Genomic DNA, 20070 nt, shown 5'->3' with positions numbered 1-20070 from the left:
GGGTGGCGGGTCGGCGCACCGGGCGCCGGGGCCGGAGTCACGGGGCGCGGGGCCGGGGAGTCGTAGTCTGCCCCCATGGAGCAGCACACCCCCCGCCACCGCCCGAGCGGGCAGTACGCCGCCGCCGACTCCCGCAGAGCGGCCATCATCGACGCCGCTCTCGTGCTCTTCGCCAAGGCGGGCTATCTGAACTGCTCACTGGCGAAGATCGCCGAGGAGGCCGGTACTTCCGCCACCGTCATCACCCATCACTTCGGGTCGAAGCAGCGGCTCCTGATGGCGGTGCTCGAAGCCCGCGAGGACCGCACGGTCCGTACGTTCGGACGGCTCGGTCCCGACTCCGGGGGCGACTCCGCCGACGACGTGCGCGCGCTCTTCCGTGAGGTGCTCGCGCTCGCCACGTACAACCTCACCCAGCCGGGGCTCATCCAGCTCTACACCAGGCTGTCGGCGGAGGCGGGCGACCCCGCGCACCCGGCACACACCTACTTCGCCGAGCGGTACGAACGCGTCGCCCGCTTTCTCGCCTCCGCGCTGCAACGCTCGGTCGACGCGGGGCAGTTGCGGGACGACATCGACCCGGAGAGCATCGCCCGCGAGATCCTCGCCGTGTCGGACGGACTCCAGGTCCAGTGGGCCGTCGCCGAAGGGCGCCTGGATTTCGTCGGGTTGTACCGCGCCCACCTGGACCGGCTCACCCGGGCCCTCACCACGGACGGAAAGGGCCTGGACGAGCCGGCCTAGGGGCTGCCGGGCCGCCGCGTCAGCCGAACTGGCCGACCTTGTAGTCGCCCGCGGGCTGCTGGTTGATGACGTTGAGGCGGTTGAAGGCGTTGATGACGGCGATCTGGGTCACCAGGGCGGCGAGCTGGTCCTCGTCGTAGTGCTTGGCGGCGTTCGCCCACACCTCGTCGCTGACCCCGCCGGCCGCGTCCGCGATGCGGGTGCCCTCCTCCGTCACCTCAAGGGCCGCGCGCTCGGCCTCGGTGAAGACTGTGGCCTCGCGCCAGGCGGCGACCAGGTTCAGGCGCACCGAGGTCTCCCCCGCGTGCGCGGCGTCCTTGGTGTGCATGTCGATGCATCCGGCGCAGCCGTTGATCTGACTGGCGCGGAGCATCACCAACTGCCGCGTGGCGTCCGGCAGGGCCGACTCCCCGAGCGCCTTGCCCGCGGCGACGAGGTGCTTCAGGGCCTTGCCCGCGACGGGGTTGCCCATGAGGTTCAGGCGAGCTTCCATGGTGTGCTCCTGTGTCGTCGGTGCTGGTTACACCCCTATGACGGAACAGCCCCCGCCGTCTGTGACACGGCCGGAAGTGACCTGCGTCTCCCTGCCGTCAGAAGCCCCCTAGCGCGCCGCCCCCGTCAGCCGGATGTCGCGCGACGACGAACCGACGTAGACCGCGCGCCGCCCTTCGGGGCGCACCCAGCGTCCGCGGTCGGTGTCCCAGTACGACAGCTGCCGCTCGGCGACCCGCACCGTGACCCGCCGCGACTGCCCCGCACGGAGTTCGACGCGGTCGAAGGCGGCCAGCGTCTTCGGGGCCATCTCGACGTCGGCACCGCGCGGCGCGCCCACGTACACCTGCGGGACCTCCGCGCCCGTGCGCCGGCCCCGGTTGGTCACCGTGAACGACACCTCGTAGCCCTTCCCCGCCCGGCGCACGGACAGGTCGCGGTAGCCGAACTCCGTGTAGGACAGGCCGTGCCCGAAGGGGAAGAGGGGTTCGGTGCCCGCCTTGTCGAAGCCGCGGTAGCCGGTGAAGATGCCCTCGCTGTACGTGACCACGCCGTCGACGCCGTAGTAGCGCTCGGGGTGCGCCGGGTCCAGCACGGGGTGGTCCGTGTCCTTCTCCGGCCAGGTCACCGTGGCCTTGCCGCACGGGTTCGCGCGGCCGGTGAGCAGGTCGGCGGTGGACCAGCCGCCCTCCTGGCCGACGTAACCGGTGTGCAGGATCGTGCCGACCTCGCGGCGCCAGGGCATGGTCGCCGGGCAGCCGGTGGTCAGCACGACGACCGTACGCGGGTTGGCCCGGGCGACCGCCGTGATCAGTTCGTCCTGGTGGGCGGGGAGCGTCAGCGTGGTGAAGTCTCCGCCGCCGCCCACCGAGCCGCCCGAGCCGTTGAACGCGAAGACGACCGGGGTGTGAACGCGCCGGGCCAGCTTGGCCGCGGCGGCGATCGACGCGGTGCGCTGCTGCGGTGTCACCCAGGCGAACCGCACCTGGACCGGGCCGCGTTCGGCGATGGCGGCGGACCATCCCGTGGCCTTGACGGTGACTCGGTAGGACCTGCCGCCGGTGAGTTCGACGGGGTCGGCCTGGCCGTTGTCGAGTCCGTCGGTGGTCGGGACGATCGAGGACCACTTGCGGGCGAAGCTGTCGCGGGCGCCCGCCGCGGTCGTCAGCTCCAAGCCGTCGAGGCTCAGCGAGACGGCCGCGCCCCAGCCCTGGATCTTGAGCGCGTACTCGCCCGTGACGGGCGGCACGAAAGTGCCGGTCCACTCGGCCGTCGTACCGACGGGAAGCGCCTTGTCGCCGACGAAGTCGATCGTCTTGTCGGTCTTCTTGTCGGTGCCGCCGCCCTTGCGCGTCAGGCCGTCGGGGAACGCGGACGCGGGCACTGCCGTGCCCGTGAGATCCACGCCGACCTCGTGGGCGATCTTCCGCTTGGTGCTGCGGCGCAGCGCGTCGAGCGGGCTGACCAGGCGCTCCTCGAAGCCGTACGCGCGCTCGCCCGAGACCGATGTGGCGACCTGGCCCGCGGTCGGGCCGATGAGGGCGAGGTCGCGCAGGGCGGCGTGCGACAGCGGGAGCCCGCCGTCGTTGGCGAGCAACACCGCACCCTGTACAGCGACTTCGCGGGCGACGCGGGCGCCCGCGCTGACGTCGATCTTCTTGCGGGCGGGGACGCGGCTGCCGTCGAGCATGCCGAAGGCGTCGTACCGGCCGAGGATGCGGGAGACCGCGGTGTCGAGGGCGCTCTCGGGGATCGAGCCGTCCTTGATCGCCTTCTTCAGCGGCTCCCCGTAGAAGGAGCCGTCCCACATCTGCATGTCCTGCCCGGCTTCGAGCGCGGCCGTGGAGTGGGTGGCGCCCCAGTCGGAGGTGACGAAGCCCTCGAAGCCGAGTTCGCCGCGCAGGATGCCGGTGAGGGTGGTTCTCTGCTCGGAGTTCCACTTGCCGTTGAGGTGGTTGTACGCCGACATGACGGAGGCCACTCCGGCGCGGACGACGGCCTCGAACGCGGGCAGGTACAGCTCGTGCAGCGTCCGGTCGTCGACGATGAAGTCGTACGAGTTCTCCGGCTTCTCGCGGTCGAACTCGTGCAGGCGCTGGTTGTTGGCGAGGAAGTGCTTGGCCTGGGCGAGCATGCCCTGCGCCTGGACGCCCTCGACCTGGGCGGCGCCGATCAGGCCGTTGAGGTAGGGGTCCTCGCCCGACTGGTCCTTGTTGCGGCTGAAGAAGGGCGTGCGGGAGAGCTCGATCTGCGGGGCGAGCAGCACGTCCATGTCCAGGGTGCGGCCCTCGCGGCCCATGACCTCGCCGTACTGACGGGCGAGTTCGAGGTTGAAGGAGGCGCCGAGCGTGGCGACCGGCGGGAGGCCCGTCGCGGACTTCGTGACGTTGACGCCCGCGGGGCCGTCGCTCAGGCGCAGTTCCGGTACGCCCAGGCGCCGGACGCCCGGCAGGTATCCCGCCTGTCCCAGTCTGCGCGGGTCGGTGGCGCCGTGGACGAGGCTGATCTTCTCGTCCAGGGTGAGGCGGGCGACGAGCCCCCGGACGCGGCGCGTGGCGGCGGCAGCGGCCGGGGAGTTTGCGGTTCCGGTGCCTGTGCCTGTGCCTGTGCCTGTGGCGGCGGCTGCGGTGCCTGTTGCGGTGGCCCCGGCGCCAGCGGCACCGGCGGCTGTGGCGGGCGTTGCCGCGGCGATCGAGCCGGCGGCGGCCACGAAGGAGAAGGCGGCTGCGGTGCCGCCCAGTTGCTTCATGAGTTCACGACGTGTGGTGGCAGACATGGCGAAATGGCCTCCGAACGCGGCTCTGGGCATGCCGAACTGCGTCGACGACGCCAAGAGCTGAATGCGTCATCCGCGCCAGTGCGGTATTACGGGGCCTGAGTCTTGATTGGTTGAACACGCAAGGTCAAGGCTCGCGTCGGCAAAACTTTGTGGGTCGTTCAGTTTCTGGGCGGGACTCTCAGGGCCGCTCCGTCGGCACACGCGCGCATCCACGCACCCGCACACCCGCTCCGGTCATTGCGACCTCGTGAACGCTGCGGCGCCCGGGGAATAGCGGGGCGATCATGACGGTCGTCCAAGGTGACACCCACGTCGATTCATGGTTCACGGTTCGAAGCGAGGGAGCACATGTCCAAGGCGTACGTATTCACCCGGTTCGGCGGCCCCGAAGTGGAAGCCTTCGTCGAGCAGGACCCGCCGGAGCCCGGTCCGGGTCAGCTCCTGATCGCGGTGCGGGCGGCAGGGGTCAACCCGGTCGACTGGAAGCTGCGGGCGGGCAAGCGGAGGCCGGGGGCGCCGCCCGCCGAGTTCCCCGAGGTGCTCGGCAGCGAGGTCGCGGGCGTGGTCGAGGCGGTGGGCCCGGGCGTCGAGGGGTTCGCGGTCGGCGACGAGGTCTTCGGCAACCCGGACACCGGCGGCTACGCCGAGCACACCCTCCTGCCCGTCTCCCTCGCCGCGCACAAGCCCGCGGGCCTGACCTTCACGGAGGCCGCGGCGCTGCCGGTCGCGGCGGCGACGGCGTACGACGGGGTGCGGCAGTTGGACCTGCCGGCCGGGGCGACGCTGCTGATCACCGGGGTCGGCGGCGGTGTGGGCGTGGCCGCGGCGCGGCTGGCCCGGCACTACGGGGTGCGGGTCGTGGGTACGGCGAGCGCCGGCAAGAAGGAGTTCGTCGAGTCGCTGGGTGCGGTGCATGTGCCGGCGGGAGCGGGGGCGGGGGTGACGGGCCCTGCGGGCGGCCTCGCGGGCGGTCTTGCGGACCGGGTGCGGGCGGCTGCGCCGGGCGGGCGGGTCGACGCGGTCTTCGATCTGGTCGGGGGCGAGGATCTGGTGGCGGTTGCGTCTCTCCTCCCCGACCGGGAGGGCAAGCTGATCACTGCCGCGGCCAAGGAGACGGTCGGTGAGCTGGGCGGGGCGGCGGTCGCGCGGGCGCGGACCAGTGAAGTGCTGGACGCGGTGGCCGGGCTCGCTGTCGACGGGGTGCTGCGGCCCGAGGTGTCGGCGACGTATCCGCTGGAGCGGGCCGATGAGGCGTTGCGTGCGGTGGAGGGCGGGCATACGCGGGGCAAGGTCGTGATTGAGGTGGGGGCATGAGGGGGGCTGGCCTCGCGGCCTCGGGCGGTGTGGGGGTCGGTCTTGAGGCGGACGCCGTCGAGGGTGGCCTTGAGGTTGCCCACCCTCTGGACAACCCCGCGTACGCCGCGTTGAACGGGCCGCATGCGCGGTTCGCCGAGCGGCGGGGGCGTGTGGTGCGGTATCAGCTGGACGTGTCGCCGTGGCTCGGGCTGCCCGACGCTCCGGAGGCGGGCGACTGGGCGGATCTCGCGGCGCTGGTCGGGCCCGGCGAGGAGGTTCCGCTGGCGGGTGCGGGGGTGGTCCTTCCTGCGGGGTGGGAGCTCACGTTCGACATGGAGGGCGTGCAGTTGGTGGACGAGGGGGTGGTTGCCGCGCCTGATGCGGAGGCTGTGCGGCTCGGGGCTTCGGATGTGCCGGAGATGCTGGATCTGGTCGCGCGCACGCAGCCCGGTCCTTTTCTGCCGCGTACGGTCGAGCTCGGTACGTATCTCGGCATACGTCGAGGGGGTGCGCTCGTCGCGATGGCCGGGGAGCGGTTGCATCCGCCGGGGTGGACGGAGATAAGCGCGGTCTGCACTGACCCGGCTCACCGGGGTGAGGGTCTCGCCTCGCGGCTGGTCCTCGCGGTGGCGCACGGGATCCGGGCCCGCGGGGAGACTCCGTTCCTGCATACGTCGGCGCGGAACACGACTGCCATCCGGCTGTACGAGTCCCTGGGCTTCCGGCTGCGCCGCAGAACTCGCTTCCTGAAGGCTCGGGTGCCGTTGCCGGTGGGGGCGGGCTGAGGCACGGCGCTGCTCCGTGTGTGGGTGCGGGGGCGCGCCGGTATGTCCGTCCTCGCCATCCGCCGGTGGGCGCCTGCTTTCTTCGGTTCGGGAGTGCTGCTTGCCGTGCTCCGGGCGGAAATACCGGCACACCCCCTCCCGTCTCGATGCCGGGTGCGGGCCGTCACCAACTGGCCTGCTCCTACGCCCGGTCGTGACGCGGCGAGACGGGCGGGAAAGCTCCTACGGGACGCCCAAGGCGGGGCGCTTCTACATCTCTGCGCGGACCTCGCCTGCTCCCTCTACCTACGTACAAGGCAAGAAGACCACGAGGAGAGCCTCACGCTGGAGGAGCAGAACGCACGCACCGTGGCGAATCTGCACGGCTTCATCGACAAGGTTCTCGAAGGCTCGAAGTCGGCGGCCTGAAGCTCAGGTCTTCCGGGGATCGACCACCTGCAGCATGAGTGCCGCGCCGGGCGCCGCGATGCCCGGTCCGCCTGCCTCGGCCCACGCGAGTATGTCGTCGATGGACTCGTCGTCCATGGCAAAGCCGACCCAGACGGCCCGGCCGCCTCTCCGGCGTCCTTCTCGCGAGGGCTGTACGACGATGATGTTCGCCTGCCCGCAGGGCCCGAGGCACTCGCTCGTACGCACCGCGAACTTCCCCGCGGACTCCGCGGCAGCGGCCCGCATCCGCGCCAACTGCCAGTCGTGGTCGATGCCGGGGTGCTTGCGTGCGTCGCCGCAGCAGCAGCCCCGGCACACGACGAGTGTGCAGGGGCGGGCGGCGGCGGATCCGATGGAGATGACGGGACTCATCCGCTGATCATCGCAGCCCCGCCCCCAGCCCCTCACAGCACGTTCGGTGCAGAGCAACCCGTGTGCGACGCAAAACCACCGACGCCCCGCACCCGGCAACGAGACGGGAGGGGGTGTGCCGGTATTTCCGCCCGGAGCACGGCAACCAGCACTCCCCAACCGAAGCAATCAAGGGCCCACCGGCGGATGGCGAGGACGGACATACCGGCGCGCCCCCGCACCCACACCCGAGCCGACGCCGCAACACGCCCCACGCACCCGCACCCACACACGCAGCGGCGCCGTGGCCCGGGCGGGATCAGGTCAAGTAGTCAAGACCCGGATGCACCTCCCGGTACCCCTCCACCAACCGCCGCGCCACCGCCACCGAATCCACCAGCGGGTGCAGCGCGAACGCCTTGACCGCAGTTGTGCGTGAGCCGCTTTCCGCGGCCGAGAGCACCTCCCGCTCCACCGCCTTCACCCCGCACACGAGCCCCGTCGCATGCCCCGGCAGCGCGTCGACGGACATGGGATGGGCGCCGTTGGCGTCGACGGAGCACGGCACCTCGATCACCGCGTCGGCGTCCAGCGCCGCGAGCGTCGTGCGATTGCGGACGTTGAGGATCAGCGTCGTCCGCTCGTCCCGCGCGATCGCCCGCATCAGGGCGAGGGCCACCTTCTCGTACCCCCCGGACTCCAGGTCGTCCGCCGCACGCTCCCCGGCCCCCGCGGCCTCCCGGTTCTCGGACATGTACGTGGCCTCACGTTCCGCCCGCGTCGCGTCCCACGCCGCGAGCGCCGAGGAGGCGGCGGCTTCCGGCCCGCTCAACTCCGCGTAGAAACGTGCCTGTTGGTCACGCAGGAACGCACCCCTCGTCTGCTTCGCCTCCTGGTAGGCCTGTACCGCCTCGCGGTTGAAGTAGTAGTAGTGCAAGTACTCGTTCGGGACGGCGCCCAGAGACTGGAGCCACTCCACGCCGAACAGCCGCCCCTCCTCGAACGAGCCGAGCAGCTCCGCGTCCCCGAGGAGCCGCGGCAACTCGTCGCGGCCCGCGATCCGCAGGCCCCGCAGCCAGCCCAGGTGGTTGAGTCCGACGTAGTCGATGAACGCCTCGTCGGGGTTGCCGCCCAGCATGCGCGCCACGCGGCGCCCCAGGCCCACCGGCGAGTCGCAGATGCCGATGACGCGGTCCCCGATGTGCCGGGACATCGCCTCGGTGACCAGGCCCGCGGGATTGGTGAAGTTGATGACCCACGCGTCGGGGGCGAGCCGCCGCACCCGGCGGGCGATGTCGACGGCGACGGGCACGGTCCGCAGCCCGTACGCGATACCGCCCGCGCCGACGGTCTCCTGGCCCAGAACCCCCTGCGCGAGAGCCACCCGCTCGTCGGCCGCCCGCCCCTCCAGGCCGCCCACCCGGATCGCGGAGAAGACGAAGTCCGCTCCCCGCAAGGCCTCGTCGAGGTCGGTGGTGGCGGTGACGGCGGGCGCGTCCGGCACCCCGGACGCCGCCGCCTGCTCGGCGAGGACGCGGGCGACCGCGCCGAGCCGGCCCGCGTCCAGGTCGTGCAGCACGACCTCGGTGACCCGGCCCTCGGCATGGTCGCCGAGCAGCGCGCCGTACACGAGCGGAACGCGGAATCCGCCGCCACCGAGAATGACCAGCTTCACGTCTCAACCACCTTCTGTCGGAACAGGTGTCGGCACAGCCACCGGATCATCTCCGGAACACCTGTCGACCTGTCAGAACTCACCCGTGGACAGAGGTCACGTTACGTACGATTGCCCGGCAGCGATCGACCCCCCACGGAGGTAGCGCACCGATGACACCCCTCAAGACGACCGCGAAGGCGTCCGCCGCCCTGCTCGGCGCCCTCGCGCTGACGCTGACGACCGGCACAGGCGCATCGGCCGACACCGCTCCGAGATCGCCCGGCGGCTGGCAGGAGTCCGGCGTCTCGACCGTCAACTCCCTCACCGGCAGCCAGGGCCTGGCGAGCCGCGCCGACGGCAGCCTCCTCTACCGGGGTCTGGCCTCGGTCCCGCTCGACCTGCGGATGAAGGGCTGGACCCACATAGGCGACCCGGACATAGCCGACGGCCACACGGTCGACGCCTACCAGGGCGGCGACGACGCGAAGTCGAAGATGTTCGCGGTCACCACCCCCGGCGGGAAGCGCTACCTGTACGAGCACAAGCTCGACGCGGGCGAGAAGCTCAACAACTCCTTCGCCGCCGTATCGCCGGACAACAAGTGGCTGGTGTCGGGCGAGTGGGGCGACCAGGACCGCCTCCAGGTCTTCCCCGCCCCGCTCCTGAACTCCTCCACCCCGCCCACCGGCGGCGCGCTCTCCCAGGCCGGTCAGATCTCGCTCGACAAGCCGGTGCGCGACATCCAGGGCTGCGACTTCGTCTCCGGGACCCGCCTGGTGTGCGCGTCCAACGACGGGTCGAAGGAGCTGTGGCCCGAGGACCGCCCCGTGCTCCAGGTGGACCTGGAGCACGCGCTCGACGGGAAGCCCGTCACGGGCAAGGTCACGAGCCTGTTCGCCGTCCCGCAGCGCAGCATCTGCTCGGGCACCTTCGAGACGGAGGGCGTCGACTACGACACCGAGCGCCGCACGCTGCGCGCCGAGGTCGTGCCGCCGGTGCCGTGTCTGGTGACGACGTCGGTCTACTCGTACAAGCCGACGACCGGCTGACCCGCACGCGGCACCAGCGCGCCGGACGTGTGCGGGCGGGCCCGGCGGGGGATGGTCGTGATCATGACACAGCAACACCGGCACGATCCCGTGCCCGACACGCTCCCCGCCAGGACCGGCCGACCCGTCCGGCAGCTGCTCGCCGCGTCGGTGGGCAACGCCGTGGAGTGGTACGACTGGTACGCGTACACGTTCCTCGCGACGTACATCGCCGACCAGGTCTTCCCCAAGGGCGCGGACAACTCCCTCGTGCCGCTGCTCTCCACGTTCGCCGTCTTCGCGGTCGGCTTCTTCATGCGGCCGGTCGGCGGACTGCTCATGGGCGCGGTCGCCGACCGGAGGGGGCGGCGTGCCGCGCTCACGGTCACCATTCTGCTGATGGGCGGCAGCAGTCTGCTGGTCGGTCTGACCCCGACGTACGCGTCCGTGGGGGTGCTCGCGCCGGTCGTACTGGTCCTGGCACGACTGCTTCAGGGGCTGTCCGTCGGCGGTGAGTTCGCGGCGTCGACGACGTTCCTCGTCGAGTCCGCCGGGCCCGGCAGGCGCGGTCTCTTCTCCAGCTTCCAGTACGTGTCGACGAGCGCGGGCCAGCTCGCCGCGTCCGGAGTCGCGGCCCTCCTTGTGAGCACGCTCTCCGAGGGGCAGATGGACGGCTGGGGCTGGCGGCTGCCGTTCGTCGTCGGCGCGGTGCTCAGCCTGGTCGGCTTCTGGATCAGGCAGGGCGCGTACGAGACCCATCAGGCACCGCAGGACGCCTCCGAACGCCCCGGCCTGTTCGACGCGTTGCGCAAGCATCCGCGCCAGTCGCTGCTGATCTGCGGCATCACGGCGGGCGGCACGATCGCGTACTACACGTGGACGTCGTACCTTCCGACGTACGCCGAGCTCAACACCGACATCAGCAAGAGCCAGGCCCTGCTGTCCGGCACCCTCTCGCTCGCGTTCTTCGCGCTGCTCCAGCCGGTCGGCGGCCTGCTCTCCGACCGCTTCGGCCGCCGGCCGCTCCTGCTCTTCTTCGGCCTCGGCTTCGCCGTCCTGAGTGTGCCGCTCCTGCGCTCCCTGAACGGCTCGTTCGGCTCGCTCCTGCTGGTGCAGTGCGCAGGCATGGTGCTGCTCACCGGCTTCACGTCGATCTCGGCGGCGGTGAACGCCGAGGTGTTCCCGGCACGGGTACGAGCCGCCGGCATCGGCTTCCCGTACTCCCTCACGGTCGCGATGTTCGGCGGCACGGCCCCGTACATGGGCACCCTGTTCAAGGAACTCGGCCATCCCGGCCTCTTCCCCTGGTACGTGGCCGTGCTCTGCCTCGCATCCTCGGCGGTCTACCTCAAACTCCCGGAAACCGCCCACAAGGAGCTGGAGCGCTAACAACAGCCGCAGCCGCAGCCCTAGTCGGTCACAACTGCATCACTGCTTGCACAAATTACCTTCACATCTGACAGTGCAGGACTAGCGTCGTGCCTCTTTCCCGCACCTAGGGGGCATCATGGCCGACCCGCGTCCCACACCACCGTCAGCACCCAGACCCGCACCGAAGTGGGCACGCAAGCGCTTCGCGCTCCCCGCCCTCGCCCTCACCTTCCTCATAGGCCTCGGGGCCGGTCTCGGTGACGACGGCAGCACCTCCACGAAGGCCGCGGCCAAGGAGGCGGGCCCGACGCCGACCGTCACGGCCACGGCCACCGCGACCGCGACCGAGACGGCGAAGCCGGAGCCCGCCCCCACGGTCACCAAGACCATCAAGGCGACCAAGACGGTGAAGGCCACGGTGACCGCTCGGCCGGAGGCAGCCGACCCCGGCTCGGCCGACAGCGGCACCGGCGGGGGCGGCAGCGTCTCCTACGGCAACTGCAGCGAGGCGCGCGCCGCGGGAGCCGCGCCCGTCCACCGCGGTGAGCCCGGCTACGGACCGCACCTGGACCGCGACGGTGACGGCGTCGGCTGCGACACCTGAGCGGCTACGACTGACGGGGTACGGGACCGATCGAGCGGCCGGCCCACTCCGGAGGTGTTTCCGCGAGGCTCGTGAGGTGGTCGCGGATCTCGGCCGGGAAGGGGGTGGAGCGGCCCTCGTTCTGGTCCACGTGGATGGCGAGGAGTTCGGTCGTTGCCACCGGGGTCGCGTCCGGGGCGATGTCCGTGCCGGGCTCCTCGACCACGTACAGCTCGTGGGTGAAGCGCGCCTTCTTGGCGTCCGCGCCCAGGATGCGGGTGCGGACGGCGAGGTGGGCGCCCTCCGCCACATCGTCGAGATAGCGGATGTGCGCCTCGACCGTGTAGAGGGAGCAGCCGGTGGACTCGCGGTAGCCCGCGTGCAGACCGGTCTCGATCATCATGGCGTCGGTGGCGTAGCCGAAGACGAGGACGTAGAACGCCTCGCTCATGTGGCCGTTGTAGTCGATCCACTCGGGCCGTACGGTCCGGTGGAGGAGGGGCAGCGGCTCGACGGTCGTGGACTCGCTCACTTGGTCTCCTCCTTGGTGCGCTGCTGCGGCAGGCGGCCCGTCGCCCGCAGTACGTCGATGACCCCCTGGTCGCGCTCGGCCACCAGGTCGGCGATGGTCCGGCCGTCCGCCGCGTCGTCGCATCCGGCGACCACGGCGTCGTACAGCTTCTTGTCGAGTTCGGGTGCTTCGAGGCGCGTCCACGGCGACTTCAGGGACGGGCCGAAGTGGTCGAGCATGTGGGCCATGCCGCCCTCGCCGCCCGCGAGCGCGAAGGTGAGCATGGGGCCCATGAACGCCCAGCGCAGGCCGGGGCCTTCGGTGATCGAGTCGTCGATCTCCTTCACCGTGGCCTCGCCGTTGGCGACCATGTGCAGGGCCTCGCGCCAGAGGGCTTCCTGGAGGCGGTTGGCTATGAAGCCGGGGACCTCGCTCGCCATGGTGATCACGGACTTGCCCGCGACCTCGTAGAAGCGGGAGGTCCAGGTGACCGCGTGCGCCGCCGTCCTGTCGCCGCCGACCACCTCTACGAGGGGGATCAGGTAGGGCGGGTTGAAGGGGTGGCCGACGACGAGGCGGCCGGGGTCGGTCGCCTCGGTCTGCATGTCGGTCATCGGGTAGCCGGAGGTGGAGGAGGCGATGACCACTCCGGCGGGAGCGGCGGCGTCCAGCTTGGCGAGCAGGTCGCGCTTGAGCTCCAGCTTCTCGGGCGCGCTCTCCTGCACGAACTGGGCGTCGGCGACCGCCTCTTCGAGGGTCGCAGTGACGGTGAGGCGGTCCGGCGACGCGCCTTCGGCGAGGCCGAGCTGCGTCAGCGCGGGCCAGGCCGCCTCGACCAGGCGGCGGAGCTTCTGCTCGGCGTCGGGGGCCGGGTCCCAGGCGGTGACGTCGTAGCCGCGGGCGAGGTAGTGGGCGACCCAGCCGCCGCCGATCACTCCGGCGCCGACGCAGGCGATACGGCGTACGTCTTCGGGGGCGCAGGGGGCGGGGGGTGTGGTGATGTCGTTCATGGAGGGGGTGGTCCTACTCGTCGTGGGGGGTACGGATCAGGCGCGGGGCTTGAGGCCGAGCTTCTGGCGGGCCTCGTCCGGCGTGGCGACGCGCGAGCCGAGGTTCTCGGTGATCTGCACGGCGCGCTCGACGAGTTGGGCGTTGGAGACCTTGTTGCCCTTGCCGAGGTAGAGGTTGTCCTCGAGCCCGACGCGGACCTGACCGCCGAGCAGGATGGACTGGGCGACCCACGGCATCTGCATGCGACCGAGCGCGAAGCTGGCCCACTGGGCGCCTTCGGGAAGCATGTTGACCATGGACTGGAGGACGCCCGGATCGGCGGGGGCGCCCCACGGGATGCCCATGCAGAGCTGGAAGACGGTGGGGTTGTCGAGCAGCCCTTCGGCGAGGAGCTGCTTGGCGAACCAGAGCTGGCCGGTGTCGAAGATCTCCAGCTCGGGCCGTACTCCCAGCTCCTGGATGCGCTTGGCGCCCTGACGCAGCATGTCGGGCGTGGAGATGTAGAGGTTGTCGCCGAAGTTGAGGGAGCCGCAGTCCAGGGTGCAGATGTCGGGGAGCAGGTCCTCGACGTGCGGGAGGCGGTCGATGCCGCCGACGAGGTCGGTGCCGGGCAGCTCGCCGAGCTCCTTCAGCGGCTGGACCGGGTCGATGACCAGGTCGCCGCCCATGCCCGCCGTCAGGTTGATGACGACGTCGGTGCCGGTCTCCTTGATGCGCTCGACGACCTCGCGGTACAGGCGGGGGTCGCGCGAGGGGTCGCCGGTCTCGGGGTCGCGCACGTGGATGTGCACGACGGCGGCGCCCGCCTCGGCGGCCTCCACCGCGGAGGTGGCTATCTGCTCGGGGGTGACCGGGACGTGGGGGCTCTTGCGCACGGTGTCGCCCGCGCCGGTGAGGGCCGCGGTGATGATGACGTCTTGGTTCACGGGCATGGTGAACTCTCCCTCTGGGGTGGGGTGTTGGTGGTGTTTCTCTATACGGGTCTAGGCGTGATGACGGATCGATGCGTGAGACGTCTCTATGCGTACGGGGCTACGTGCCGGGCACAGCCGTGAGCGTCGCGTCCACGTACACGAGCAGCGCCTCGTGCATGTCGTCGGGGGTGGTGGCGCCGTCCGCGCCGGAGGTGGCCCCGTCCGTACCTGGGGTGGTGGCGAGCACCTGGGTGGCGAGGCCGTCGATCAGCGCGGTGAGCCGCAGGGCCGCCGACTGCGGGTCGACGAGGCGGAACACGCCCTGGTCGACACCGCGCCGGATGACGTCGGCGACGGTCGCGCGCCACTGCCGGTAGTAGTCGGCGTGCAGCCGTCCCACGGCGGTGGAGCGGGCGGCCTCCGCCCACAGGTCCAGCCAGACGCTCCACTGCCAGCGCTGCTGCGGGGTGCGGGGGATCTGGAGCTCGACGAGCTGGCGCAGTTCGTCGGCGGCGTCGGCCGCGTCGGCGACGCGGGCCGCGCGGCGGGCGGTGTCCTCGTCCATGCACCAGCGGACGGCAGCCTCGAGGAGGTCGTCGCGGCCGGGGAAGTGGTAGTGGATGGCGGCGGTACTCGTGGCGCATGCCTCGGCGATGTCCGCGACGCGTACGGCGTGGAATCCGCGCTCTGCCACGAGCCGTACGGTCTCGCGGACGATCTGGAGGGGGCGGCCGCCCTCCGCCGGGGCCGCGGGGGCGCGGTCACGGCGGGGCGGGGGTGTCACGTCCCGGGCCGGGACCCGGTCCTGCGCGCCGGTGCCCAGGAGCCAGCCCGCGTCCACGCCGCCGGTGTCCGCGATGCGGGCCAGCTCCGCCGCGGTGAAGCGGCGGGTGCCGCCGAGCGAGCGGGAGAGCTTGGAGGGGTCCATGACGATGCGGCGGGCGAATTCGCGCTGGGTCGCTCCGGCGTCGGCGATGACCTTGCGGACCCTGTCCGCGACCTCGGGGTCTTGCTGCATGGGCGGTCACGCTACCCGGACGTTGCGCTGATCGCAATCCGCGAGGTGAGCTTTTCCGCTTCTACCTCGCGAATTGCGATCCTGACTGACGTCTCAGTTATCGCAATGCCCTGCCGCATCAGCACCCGGCGGCGGCGTGCCCCGCAGCGGTCAGGGCAGGTCAGGTCCGGTCCTGGACCCCCTTGACGAACTCGTCCAGGTACGGGTCGGCGATCTTCACCTGGCCGTGCTGGTGATGCTCGGCCGGGTCGACGGTGATCGCCCGCGCCCGTTCCGCCAGGGACTCCATCGCCGCGCGTTCCCGCGCCGCCCCGGCGTCGTCCCCCTCCTCCGCGAGGGACAGCGCCGCAAGGCCGCGCTCAAGCGCCGAGCCCCACAGTTCCGTCGCGTCCAGCCACTGCTTCGCGTCGTGCAGGAACTGCTCGTCCGGCACTCCGGCGCGCAGCACCGCGGGGACCTTTCCGATCTCCCTGGCGGTGGGCCGCAGCGCGCGTACCGCCCCGGCGGGGTCACTCTCGTACCGCTTCCAGAAGGCGTCCAGCTTCGGCCCGAGGACGGGTGCCTGCGGCTGCCAGTTCGTCTCGCCGAAGGTGGGCGCCGCGTGGTTGAGGTCCACGAAGGTCTGCACCGCGTCGGCGACCCGCGCATCACCCCCGGCGAGATACAGCGCCGCCTGCCGTCCCGATCGCGCCCGGTCGTATCCCCTGTCGTTCCAGGAGAAGTCGTTCATGGTGAAGACGGCGAGCTTGCTGGCGCCCTCCTGGTTCATCGGGTTGGACACGATGCCGCTGAGGTGGCCGGACAGGCCGGGCTCACGCTTGTCGTAGGGCGCGAGCAGCAGCCGTCCCGCCGTACGCGCGAAGTCGTTGACGGGGTAGTTGTCCCAGACGAACACCTTCCGCCCGAAGAGCTCGGCGGCCTTCTCCGCCTGGGAGTTGGTGATCTCCGGCGGGACCACGTCCGTGCCGGTCCACATCACCTCGACCGCGCCGTCGAGTTCGGCCCGCATGGTCTGCTTGTACGCGGTGTCCGTGAGGTCCCCGTACTCCGTGGGCACCATTTGCAGCGGATTGGCGTCCTCGTGCCGGGCGATGAACTCCCGCTGGATGGTGTTGAGGAGCCCCACCTGCGCCTTCGCCGCGGGACCGCGGCCCGGCTCGCCGTACTTCGCCTTGTCGGCCTCGCAGTTCCACTTGGTGTAGCTGATGTCGTCGAGCGGGACCGAGAAGGACCGCACCCCCAGGTCGTACATCGCCTGGAGCTTCTCCGTCAGCGCCTTGACGTCCGCCGGGTCCGAGTAGCAGATGGAGCCGCCCGGCGAGACCGCGAAGGTGAAGCGCACATGGTTGGCGCTCGCGCGGTCGATCAGCTTGCCGAGTTCGGCGAGCTTGTCGGCCGGGTAGGGCTCGCGCCACTTCTCGCGGTGATAGGGGTCGTCCTTGGGCGCGTAGACGTACGTGTTGGCCTTGGTGTCGCCCAGGAAGTCCATCTGGTCGAGGCGTTCGGCCTCGGTCCAGGGCGGGCCGTAGAACCCTTCGATGCTGCCGCGCAGCGGCATGGCAGGGAAGTCGGAGACCTCCGCACCGGCTATGCGCCCGTGCGCGATGAGCTGTCCGAGGGTCTGTGCCGCGTAGAACTGCCCGGTCGCGTCCTTGCCGCCGAGCGCGACGGTGCGGTGCTCGACCCGCAGCGCGTATCCCTCGTCCTGTTCCGGCACCTTCGTCCCGCCGAGCGCCTTCGCGATGTCGGGCCGGGCAGCCGGGCCGAGCAGGACGGTCAGCGGGGCCCGGCCCGACGCCCTCGCCCGTACGTCGACATCGCGCACCCCGTGGGCGCGCAGCGTCTCGGTGACGCGGTCGCGGGCCGCCTCGTCGGTGTCGTCGCCGACGACGAGTTCGGCGCGCCGGGCCAGCCGTATGCCGTCGCCCGCGCGGGCCATGTGCTGCGGGGTCGGGGAGACGACGGGGAGCCCGCGGGCCGTGGTGTCCTCGCGCGCCGGCGGAGGCGCGGCGGCGGCCGACGGCGCCAGGGGGATCGCGAGGGGGATCGCCAGGACGGCCAGCGCGAGGAGCGCCGTTCGAGGTCTGAGAGCGCGAGTGGTGCGGGGCATGGAGCCTCCGAACTTCGGGACGGGGATACGCGAACAGACGGACAGGCGGAGAGACGGACAGGCGGACAGGCGGACAGGGGGTCAGTCGCGCGTGTGCGCGCCGTACAGGTCGAGGTCGCCGTCGAGTTCCAGGGCGATGACCGTGCACAGCGGGTCGAGCTGGTCGTCGGTGAGGTGCACGTACTCCCAGCCGGGTACGTCGCCGAGGCCGCCGATCCGCTCGTGCCGGACGGCGGTGTCCGTGCCGAGCACGCGGGCGGACGTCACGCCGTTGCGCACGCCCCGCAGCACCACGTACTCGTTGGGCCGGTCGAAGAGGAACAGATACAGGGTGCGGCGGTCGGCGGAGAGCGTCGACGGGCCGTAGAAGTGGCCGTGCGGAAGGCCGCGTCCCGTGCCGTGGACCGCTCCGGTGTGCCGGGACGTCCACTCCCCGAGGGCTTCGAGGCGCTCGACCTGCTCGGGGAGCAGCGTGCCGTCCTCCTTCGGGCCGACGTCGAGGAGCAGATTGCCGCCGCCCGCGATGGTCTCGACGAAGATGCGGACGAGCTGGCGCGGTGACTTGTGGTGGGTGTCCTGCGGCTGGTAGCCCCAGGAATCGTTGACGGTGAGGCACAACTCCCATGGCTGGGCGGGCGGTTCGATCGGTACGCCCTGCTCGGGGGTCGCGTAGTCGCCGTGGCCGGTGAGGCGGCCGTTGACGACGGTGTGCGGACGGAGCGTGCGGATCTCCTCGGCGAGTTCCGCCATGCGCCACTGCTCGGGGCTGCGCTCCCACTCGCCGTCGAACCACAGGAGGTCCGGTTCGAAGCGTTCGAGGAGTTCCCGTACCTGTACGCGGTGGAAGGCGAGGAAGTCCGCCCACCTCTTCTCGGATTCCTCGCCGGCGGCGGGCATGGAGTAGGGGTTGCCGCGCTCGGCGGGGTCCTGCCCGTCGGGGCGCACGGTCGCGTAGTCGGGGTGGGACCAGTCCAGGTGCGAGTAGTACAGGCCGACCTTGATGCCGCGGGCGCGCAGGGCGGTGACGTACGGCGTGATGAGGTCGCGGCCGGCGGGGGTGCGCTTGACGACGGACAGGTCGTTGGCCGCCGTGTCCCAGAGGGCGACCCCGTCGTGGTGTTTGGCGGTGAGGACGGCATAGCGGGCGCCCGCGCGGACGAAGAGATCGGCCCAGGCCCCGGGGTCGTACGCGGAGGCGGTGAAGCCTTCGAGCTGCGCCATGTAGCGGTCGTAGGGCACCCGGTCGTCGAAGAAGGACCAGGACTCGGCCACTCCGTCCACGCTGTAGATGCCCCAGTGGAGGAAGATTCCGAGCTTGGCGTCCGTGAACCACGGCTGAATCACGCGAGCAGGCTAGGTCGAGAAAGATGGCATGTACAAGGGGGCGTCGAAAGGGAAATTCCGGTTGGCCGTGTCGCGACCATTGACCGGCCTAGAGACCAAGTGATTTATTCACTTCATGAGTTACGGCAGTCAACCCTCCCTGTCCGAGCGCCTGGCGGACGACATAGTCGAGATCATCCGCACGGAACGCCTCACGCCCGGCGACGCGCTTGCCTCCTCCCGCGAGCTGGCCCGCCGCTTCGAGGTCACCACGCCGACCGTGCGTGAGGCACTGCGCAGGCTGGAGGCCACCGGGGTCGTGGAGTTCCGGCACGGCTCGGGGACGTATGTGGGGCCCGGCGTGGACCGCAGGCTCCTGGCCAACCCGCATCAGCCGCGCAGCGACCGCGCCTCGGTCCTCGAACTGGTCGGGGCCCGTCTCGTCCTGGAACCGGCGATCGCGGCGGCCGCCGCGCGCAGCGGGGCGAAGGACGGCATCCGGCAGCTGTCCCTCGCCACCGGCAACGCCCTGCTCCCGCCCGAGGAGTCCCTGCGCCAGTCCGTGCACTTCCACGTGGCGCTCGCGGAGGCCAGCGGCAACACGCTGCTCAGGGAGGCCGTCGAAGCCCTGCTGTACGTGCGAGCGCGGGAGCAGGTGGAGATCCGGCACCGCTACAACGACCGCGAGCGCGACCACGCCGAGCACGTGGAGATCTACGAGGCGGTACGGTCCGGCGACGCCGCCGCGGCGGAGCGCCTCACCCGCGAACATCTGACGGCGATCCGCGACGCGGTCCTCGCGGCGGACTTCCCCGGGGAGGGCTCCCGATGAACGACACTCCGCGCCAACTCCCGCACCACCTCGCCGAGATGACCACGGTCGAGGCCGCCGAAGCCGTCCGCGCGAGCCCGCTCGTCATCATCCCCGCGGGCGCCTTCGAGCAGCACGGGCCCGGTATGCCGCTCGCCACCGACACCATCCGGGCCGAGCACGTCGCCGACCTGGTCGCCTCGCGGCTCGCCGGGCGTGCCGTCATCGGGCCCTCGCTCGGCATCGGGGTCTCGCCGCACCATCTGGCGTTCGCGGGCACGGTGAGCCTGTCGACGGGGACCCTCGCCGCGCTCGTCCGTGACTACGTCGACAGCCTGCACCGGCACGGCTGGCGGAACGTGCTCGTGATCACGGGGCACGGCGGCAACAACGCCACGCTCGGCACCGTCGCGCAGGACCTGCTCGTCACCCATCCCGGCCTGCGGTTCGCCTGGACCCCGCTGACCACGCTCGCCCCGGACGCCGTCGCCGCCATGCGGCCCAGCGAGGTGCACGGGCACAGCGGGGAGGCGGAGACCGCCCAAATGCTGCACCTCGCACCGGAGTTGGTGCACACCGACCGTCTCGCCCCCGGTTCCGTCACCCGGGACGACCTGGACCCGCTCTCGAAAGTCGCACGCCGCGGCGGCCACCCCGCCCTGACCTTGCCGTACGACCGGCTCAGCCCCAACGGCGTACTCGGCGATCCGCGCCGCGCCACGCCCGAGGACGGCCGCGCGATCGTCGACGCCGCCGTCCACCGCATAGTCACCTTCGCCAAGGAGTGGCTGGACGCCACCGACTGACGCTCCGTCAGCACCTTTCTCCCTCACCCTCAGCCGTCGGCGCCCCGCGCC

General features: G+C 71.3%; 19 protein-coding genes. 9 read left to right on the top strand and 10 right to left on the bottom strand.

Annotation, left to right across the window (positions count from 1 at the left end; translation table 11 throughout):
* Positions 1-75: 75 nt before the first annotated feature.
* The gene (locus tag ABZ906_RS03820) at positions 76-744 is read left to right on the top strand and encodes a TetR/AcrR family transcriptional regulator (protein WP_361185221.1); all 669 of its coding nucleotides are present in this window, start codon (positions 76-78) and stop codon (positions 742-744) included.
* A gap of 19 nt (positions 745-763) precedes the next feature.
* On the opposite strand, the gene ABZ906_RS03815 is transcribed toward ABZ906_RS03820, so the two are convergent.
* Together ABZ906_RS03815 and ABZ906_RS03810 are read right to left on the bottom strand one after the other, a co-directional pair.
* Entirely contained in the window at positions 764-1237 is a 474-nt protein-coding gene (locus ABZ906_RS03815; protein WP_361185219.1) for a carboxymuconolactone decarboxylase family protein, read from the bottom strand.
* A 108-nt stretch (positions 1238-1345) separates the two neighbouring features.
* Positions 1346-4012, bottom strand: coding sequence for a glycoside hydrolase family 3 N-terminal domain-containing protein (locus tag ABZ906_RS03810; RefSeq protein ID WP_361376937.1), 2667 nt, complete (start codon positions 4010-4012; stop codon positions 1346-1348).
* A 351-nt stretch (positions 4013-4363) separates the two neighbouring features.
* Here ABZ906_RS03810 and ABZ906_RS03805 point away from each other — a divergent pair, with 351 nt between their 5' ends.
* The 3 genes from ABZ906_RS03805 to ABZ906_RS03795 are packed head-to-tail and all read left to right on the top strand — an operon-like array spanning position 4364 to position 6504.
* Positions 4364-5329: an NADP-dependent oxidoreductase gene (locus tag ABZ906_RS03805; RefSeq protein WP_361376934.1), complete on the top strand. Its 966-nt coding sequence runs from the start codon at positions 4364-4366 to the stop codon at positions 5327-5329.
* Positions 5326-6096: a GNAT family N-acetyltransferase gene (locus tag ABZ906_RS03800; protein ID WP_361376931.1), complete on the top strand. Its 771-nt coding sequence runs from the start codon at positions 5326-5328 to the stop codon at positions 6094-6096. Before ABZ906_RS03805 ends, ABZ906_RS03800 begins: the two co-directional genes overlap by 4 nt.
* A 42-nt stretch (positions 6097-6138) precedes the next feature.
* Complete coding sequence (locus ABZ906_RS03795; RefSeq protein WP_361376928.1) at positions 6139-6504, top strand: FBP domain-containing protein; 366 nt, start codon at positions 6139-6141, stop codon at positions 6502-6504.
* Between the two features lie 3 nt (positions 6505-6507).
* Here the strand turns inward: ABZ906_RS03795 and ABZ906_RS03790 are convergent, their stop codons facing one another.
* Together ABZ906_RS03790 and ABZ906_RS03785 are read right to left on the bottom strand one after the other, a co-directional pair.
* Positions 6508-6897: a (2Fe-2S) ferredoxin domain-containing protein gene (locus tag ABZ906_RS03790; RefSeq protein ID WP_361185210.1), complete on the bottom strand. Its 390-nt coding sequence runs from the start codon at positions 6895-6897 to the stop codon at positions 6508-6510.
* 298 nt (positions 6898-7195) lie between these two features.
* Complete coding sequence (locus tag ABZ906_RS03785; protein ID WP_361376925.1) at positions 7196-8551, bottom strand: 6-phospho-beta-glucosidase; 1356 nt, start codon at positions 8549-8551, stop codon at positions 7196-7198.
* Positions 8552-8703: 152 nt separating this feature from the next.
* Between ABZ906_RS03785 and ABZ906_RS03780 the strand changes: the two genes are divergently transcribed.
* The 3 genes from ABZ906_RS03780 (at position 8704) to ABZ906_RS03770 (ending at position 11536) form a co-directional block, all read left to right on the top strand.
* Positions 8704-9582, top strand: coding sequence for a hypothetical protein (locus tag ABZ906_RS03780; protein ID WP_361185206.1), 879 nt, complete (start codon positions 8704-8706; stop codon positions 9580-9582).
* Between the two features lie 63 nt (positions 9583-9645).
* Positions 9646-10950, top strand: coding sequence for an MFS transporter (locus ABZ906_RS03775; protein ID WP_361185203.1), 1305 nt, complete (start codon positions 9646-9648; stop codon positions 10948-10950).
* 118 nt (positions 10951-11068) lie between these two features.
* Positions 11069-11536: an excalibur calcium-binding domain-containing protein gene (locus ABZ906_RS03770; protein ID WP_361376922.1), complete on the top strand. Its 468-nt coding sequence runs from the start codon at positions 11069-11071 to the stop codon at positions 11534-11536.
* Between the two features lie 4 nt (positions 11537-11540).
* On the opposite strand, the gene ABZ906_RS03765 is transcribed toward ABZ906_RS03770, so the two are convergent.
* The 6 genes from ABZ906_RS03765 to ABZ906_RS03740 form a co-directional block, all read right to left on the bottom strand.
* A complete protein-coding gene (locus ABZ906_RS03765; protein ID WP_361376919.1) occupies positions 11541-12047 on the bottom strand; it encodes a thioesterase family protein in 507 nt (168 codons plus the stop codon).
* On the bottom strand, positions 12044-13036 hold the full coding sequence (locus tag ABZ906_RS03760; protein WP_361185199.1) for a 3-hydroxyacyl-CoA dehydrogenase NAD-binding domain-containing protein: 993 nt from the start codon (positions 13034-13036) through the stop codon (positions 12044-12046). Before ABZ906_RS03760 ends, ABZ906_RS03765 begins: the two co-directional genes overlap by 4 nt.
* Positions 13037-13072: 36 nt before the next feature.
* A complete protein-coding gene (locus ABZ906_RS03755) occupies positions 13073-13969 on the bottom strand; it encodes a 3-keto-5-aminohexanoate cleavage protein (protein WP_361185197.1) in 897 nt (298 codons plus the stop codon).
* Positions 13970-14069: 100 nt separating this feature from the next.
* Positions 14070-14969, bottom strand: coding sequence for a TetR/AcrR family transcriptional regulator (locus tag ABZ906_RS03750; protein ID WP_361376916.1), 900 nt, complete (start codon positions 14967-14969; stop codon positions 14070-14072).
* A 160-nt stretch (positions 14970-15129) separates the two neighbouring features.
* Positions 15130-17079: a beta-N-acetylglucosaminidase domain-containing protein gene (locus ABZ906_RS03745; protein WP_361376913.1), complete on the bottom strand. Its 1950-nt coding sequence runs from the start codon at positions 17077-17079 to the stop codon at positions 15130-15132.
* A gap of 81 nt (positions 17080-17160) precedes the next feature.
* Complete coding sequence (locus tag ABZ906_RS03740) at positions 17161-18420, bottom strand: alpha-L-fucosidase (RefSeq protein ID WP_361378062.1); 1260 nt, start codon at positions 18418-18420, stop codon at positions 17161-17163.
* Positions 18421-18538: 118 nt separating this feature from the next.
* Between ABZ906_RS03740 and ABZ906_RS03735 the strand changes: the two genes are divergently transcribed.
* Positions 18539-19234, top strand: a complete 696-nt coding sequence (locus tag ABZ906_RS03735; protein ID WP_361376910.1) for a GntR family transcriptional regulator — start codon at positions 18539-18541, stop codon at positions 19232-19234.
* Positions 19231-20019: a creatininase family protein gene (locus ABZ906_RS03730; RefSeq protein ID WP_361376907.1), complete on the top strand. Its 789-nt coding sequence runs from the start codon at positions 19231-19233 to the stop codon at positions 20017-20019. Before ABZ906_RS03735 ends, ABZ906_RS03730 begins: the two co-directional genes overlap by 4 nt.
* Positions 20020-20070: the final 51 nt, after the last annotated feature.

Origin of the sequence: Streptomyces sp. NPDC046925, from assembly GCF_040644915.1 — a bacterium.
GTDB lineage: Bacteria > Actinomycetota > Actinomycetes > Streptomycetales > Streptomycetaceae > Streptomyces.
This window is presented reverse-complemented; position numbering and strand designations above follow the sequence as displayed.

Excerpts from the sequence above, each read along its gene's own strand:
- ABZ906_RS03780 (WP_361185206.1), top strand. The coding sequence starts at position 8,704 with ATGACACCCCTCAAGACGACCGCGAAGGCGTCCGCCGCCCTGCTCGGC.
- ABZ906_RS03760 (WP_361185199.1), bottom strand. The coding sequence starts at position 13,036 with ATGAACGACATCACCACACCCCCCGCCCCCTGCGCCCCCGAAGACGTA.
- ABZ906_RS03775 (WP_361185203.1), top strand. The coding sequence starts at position 9,646 with ATGACACAGCAACACCGGCACGATCCCGTGCCCGACACGCTCCCCGCC.
- ABZ906_RS03755 (WP_361185197.1), bottom strand. The coding sequence starts at position 13,969 with ATGCCCGTGAACCAAGACGTCATCATCACCGCGGCCCTCACCGGCGCG.
- ABZ906_RS03730 (WP_361376907.1), top strand. The coding sequence starts at position 19,231 with ATGAACGACACTCCGCGCCAACTCCCGCACCACCTCGCCGAGATGACC.
- ABZ906_RS03820 (WP_361185221.1), top strand. The coding sequence starts at position 76 with ATGGAGCAGCACACCCCCCGCCACCGCCCGAGCGGGCAGTACGCCGCC.
- ABZ906_RS03750 (WP_361376916.1), bottom strand. The coding sequence starts at position 14,969 with ATGCAGCAAGACCCCGAGGTCGCGGACAGGGTCCGCAAGGTCATCGCC.
- ABZ906_RS03745 (WP_361376913.1), bottom strand. The coding sequence starts at position 17,079 with ATGCCCCGCACCACTCGCGCTCTCAGACCTCGAACGGCGCTCCTCGCG.
- ABZ906_RS03805 (WP_361376934.1), top strand. The coding sequence starts at position 4,364 with ATGTCCAAGGCGTACGTATTCACCCGGTTCGGCGGCCCCGAAGTGGAA.
- ABZ906_RS03770 (WP_361376922.1), top strand. The coding sequence starts at position 11,069 with ATGGCCGACCCGCGTCCCACACCACCGTCAGCACCCAGACCCGCACCG.
- ABZ906_RS03815 (WP_361185219.1), bottom strand. The coding sequence starts at position 1,237 with ATGGAAGCTCGCCTGAACCTCATGGGCAACCCCGTCGCGGGCAAGGCC.
- ABZ906_RS03800 (WP_361376931.1), top strand. The coding sequence starts at position 5,326 with ATGAGGGGGGCTGGCCTCGCGGCCTCGGGCGGTGTGGGGGTCGGTCTT.
- ABZ906_RS03790 (WP_361185210.1), bottom strand. The coding sequence starts at position 6,897 with ATGAGTCCCGTCATCTCCATCGGATCCGCCGCCGCCCGCCCCTGCACA.
- ABZ906_RS03735 (WP_361376910.1), top strand. The coding sequence starts at position 18,539 with ATGAGTTACGGCAGTCAACCCTCCCTGTCCGAGCGCCTGGCGGACGAC.
- ABZ906_RS03810 (WP_361376937.1), bottom strand. The coding sequence starts at position 4,012 with ATGTCTGCCACCACACGTCGTGAACTCATGAAGCAACTGGGCGGCACC.
- ABZ906_RS03795 (WP_361376928.1), top strand. The coding sequence starts at position 6,139 with ATGTCCGTCCTCGCCATCCGCCGGTGGGCGCCTGCTTTCTTCGGTTCG.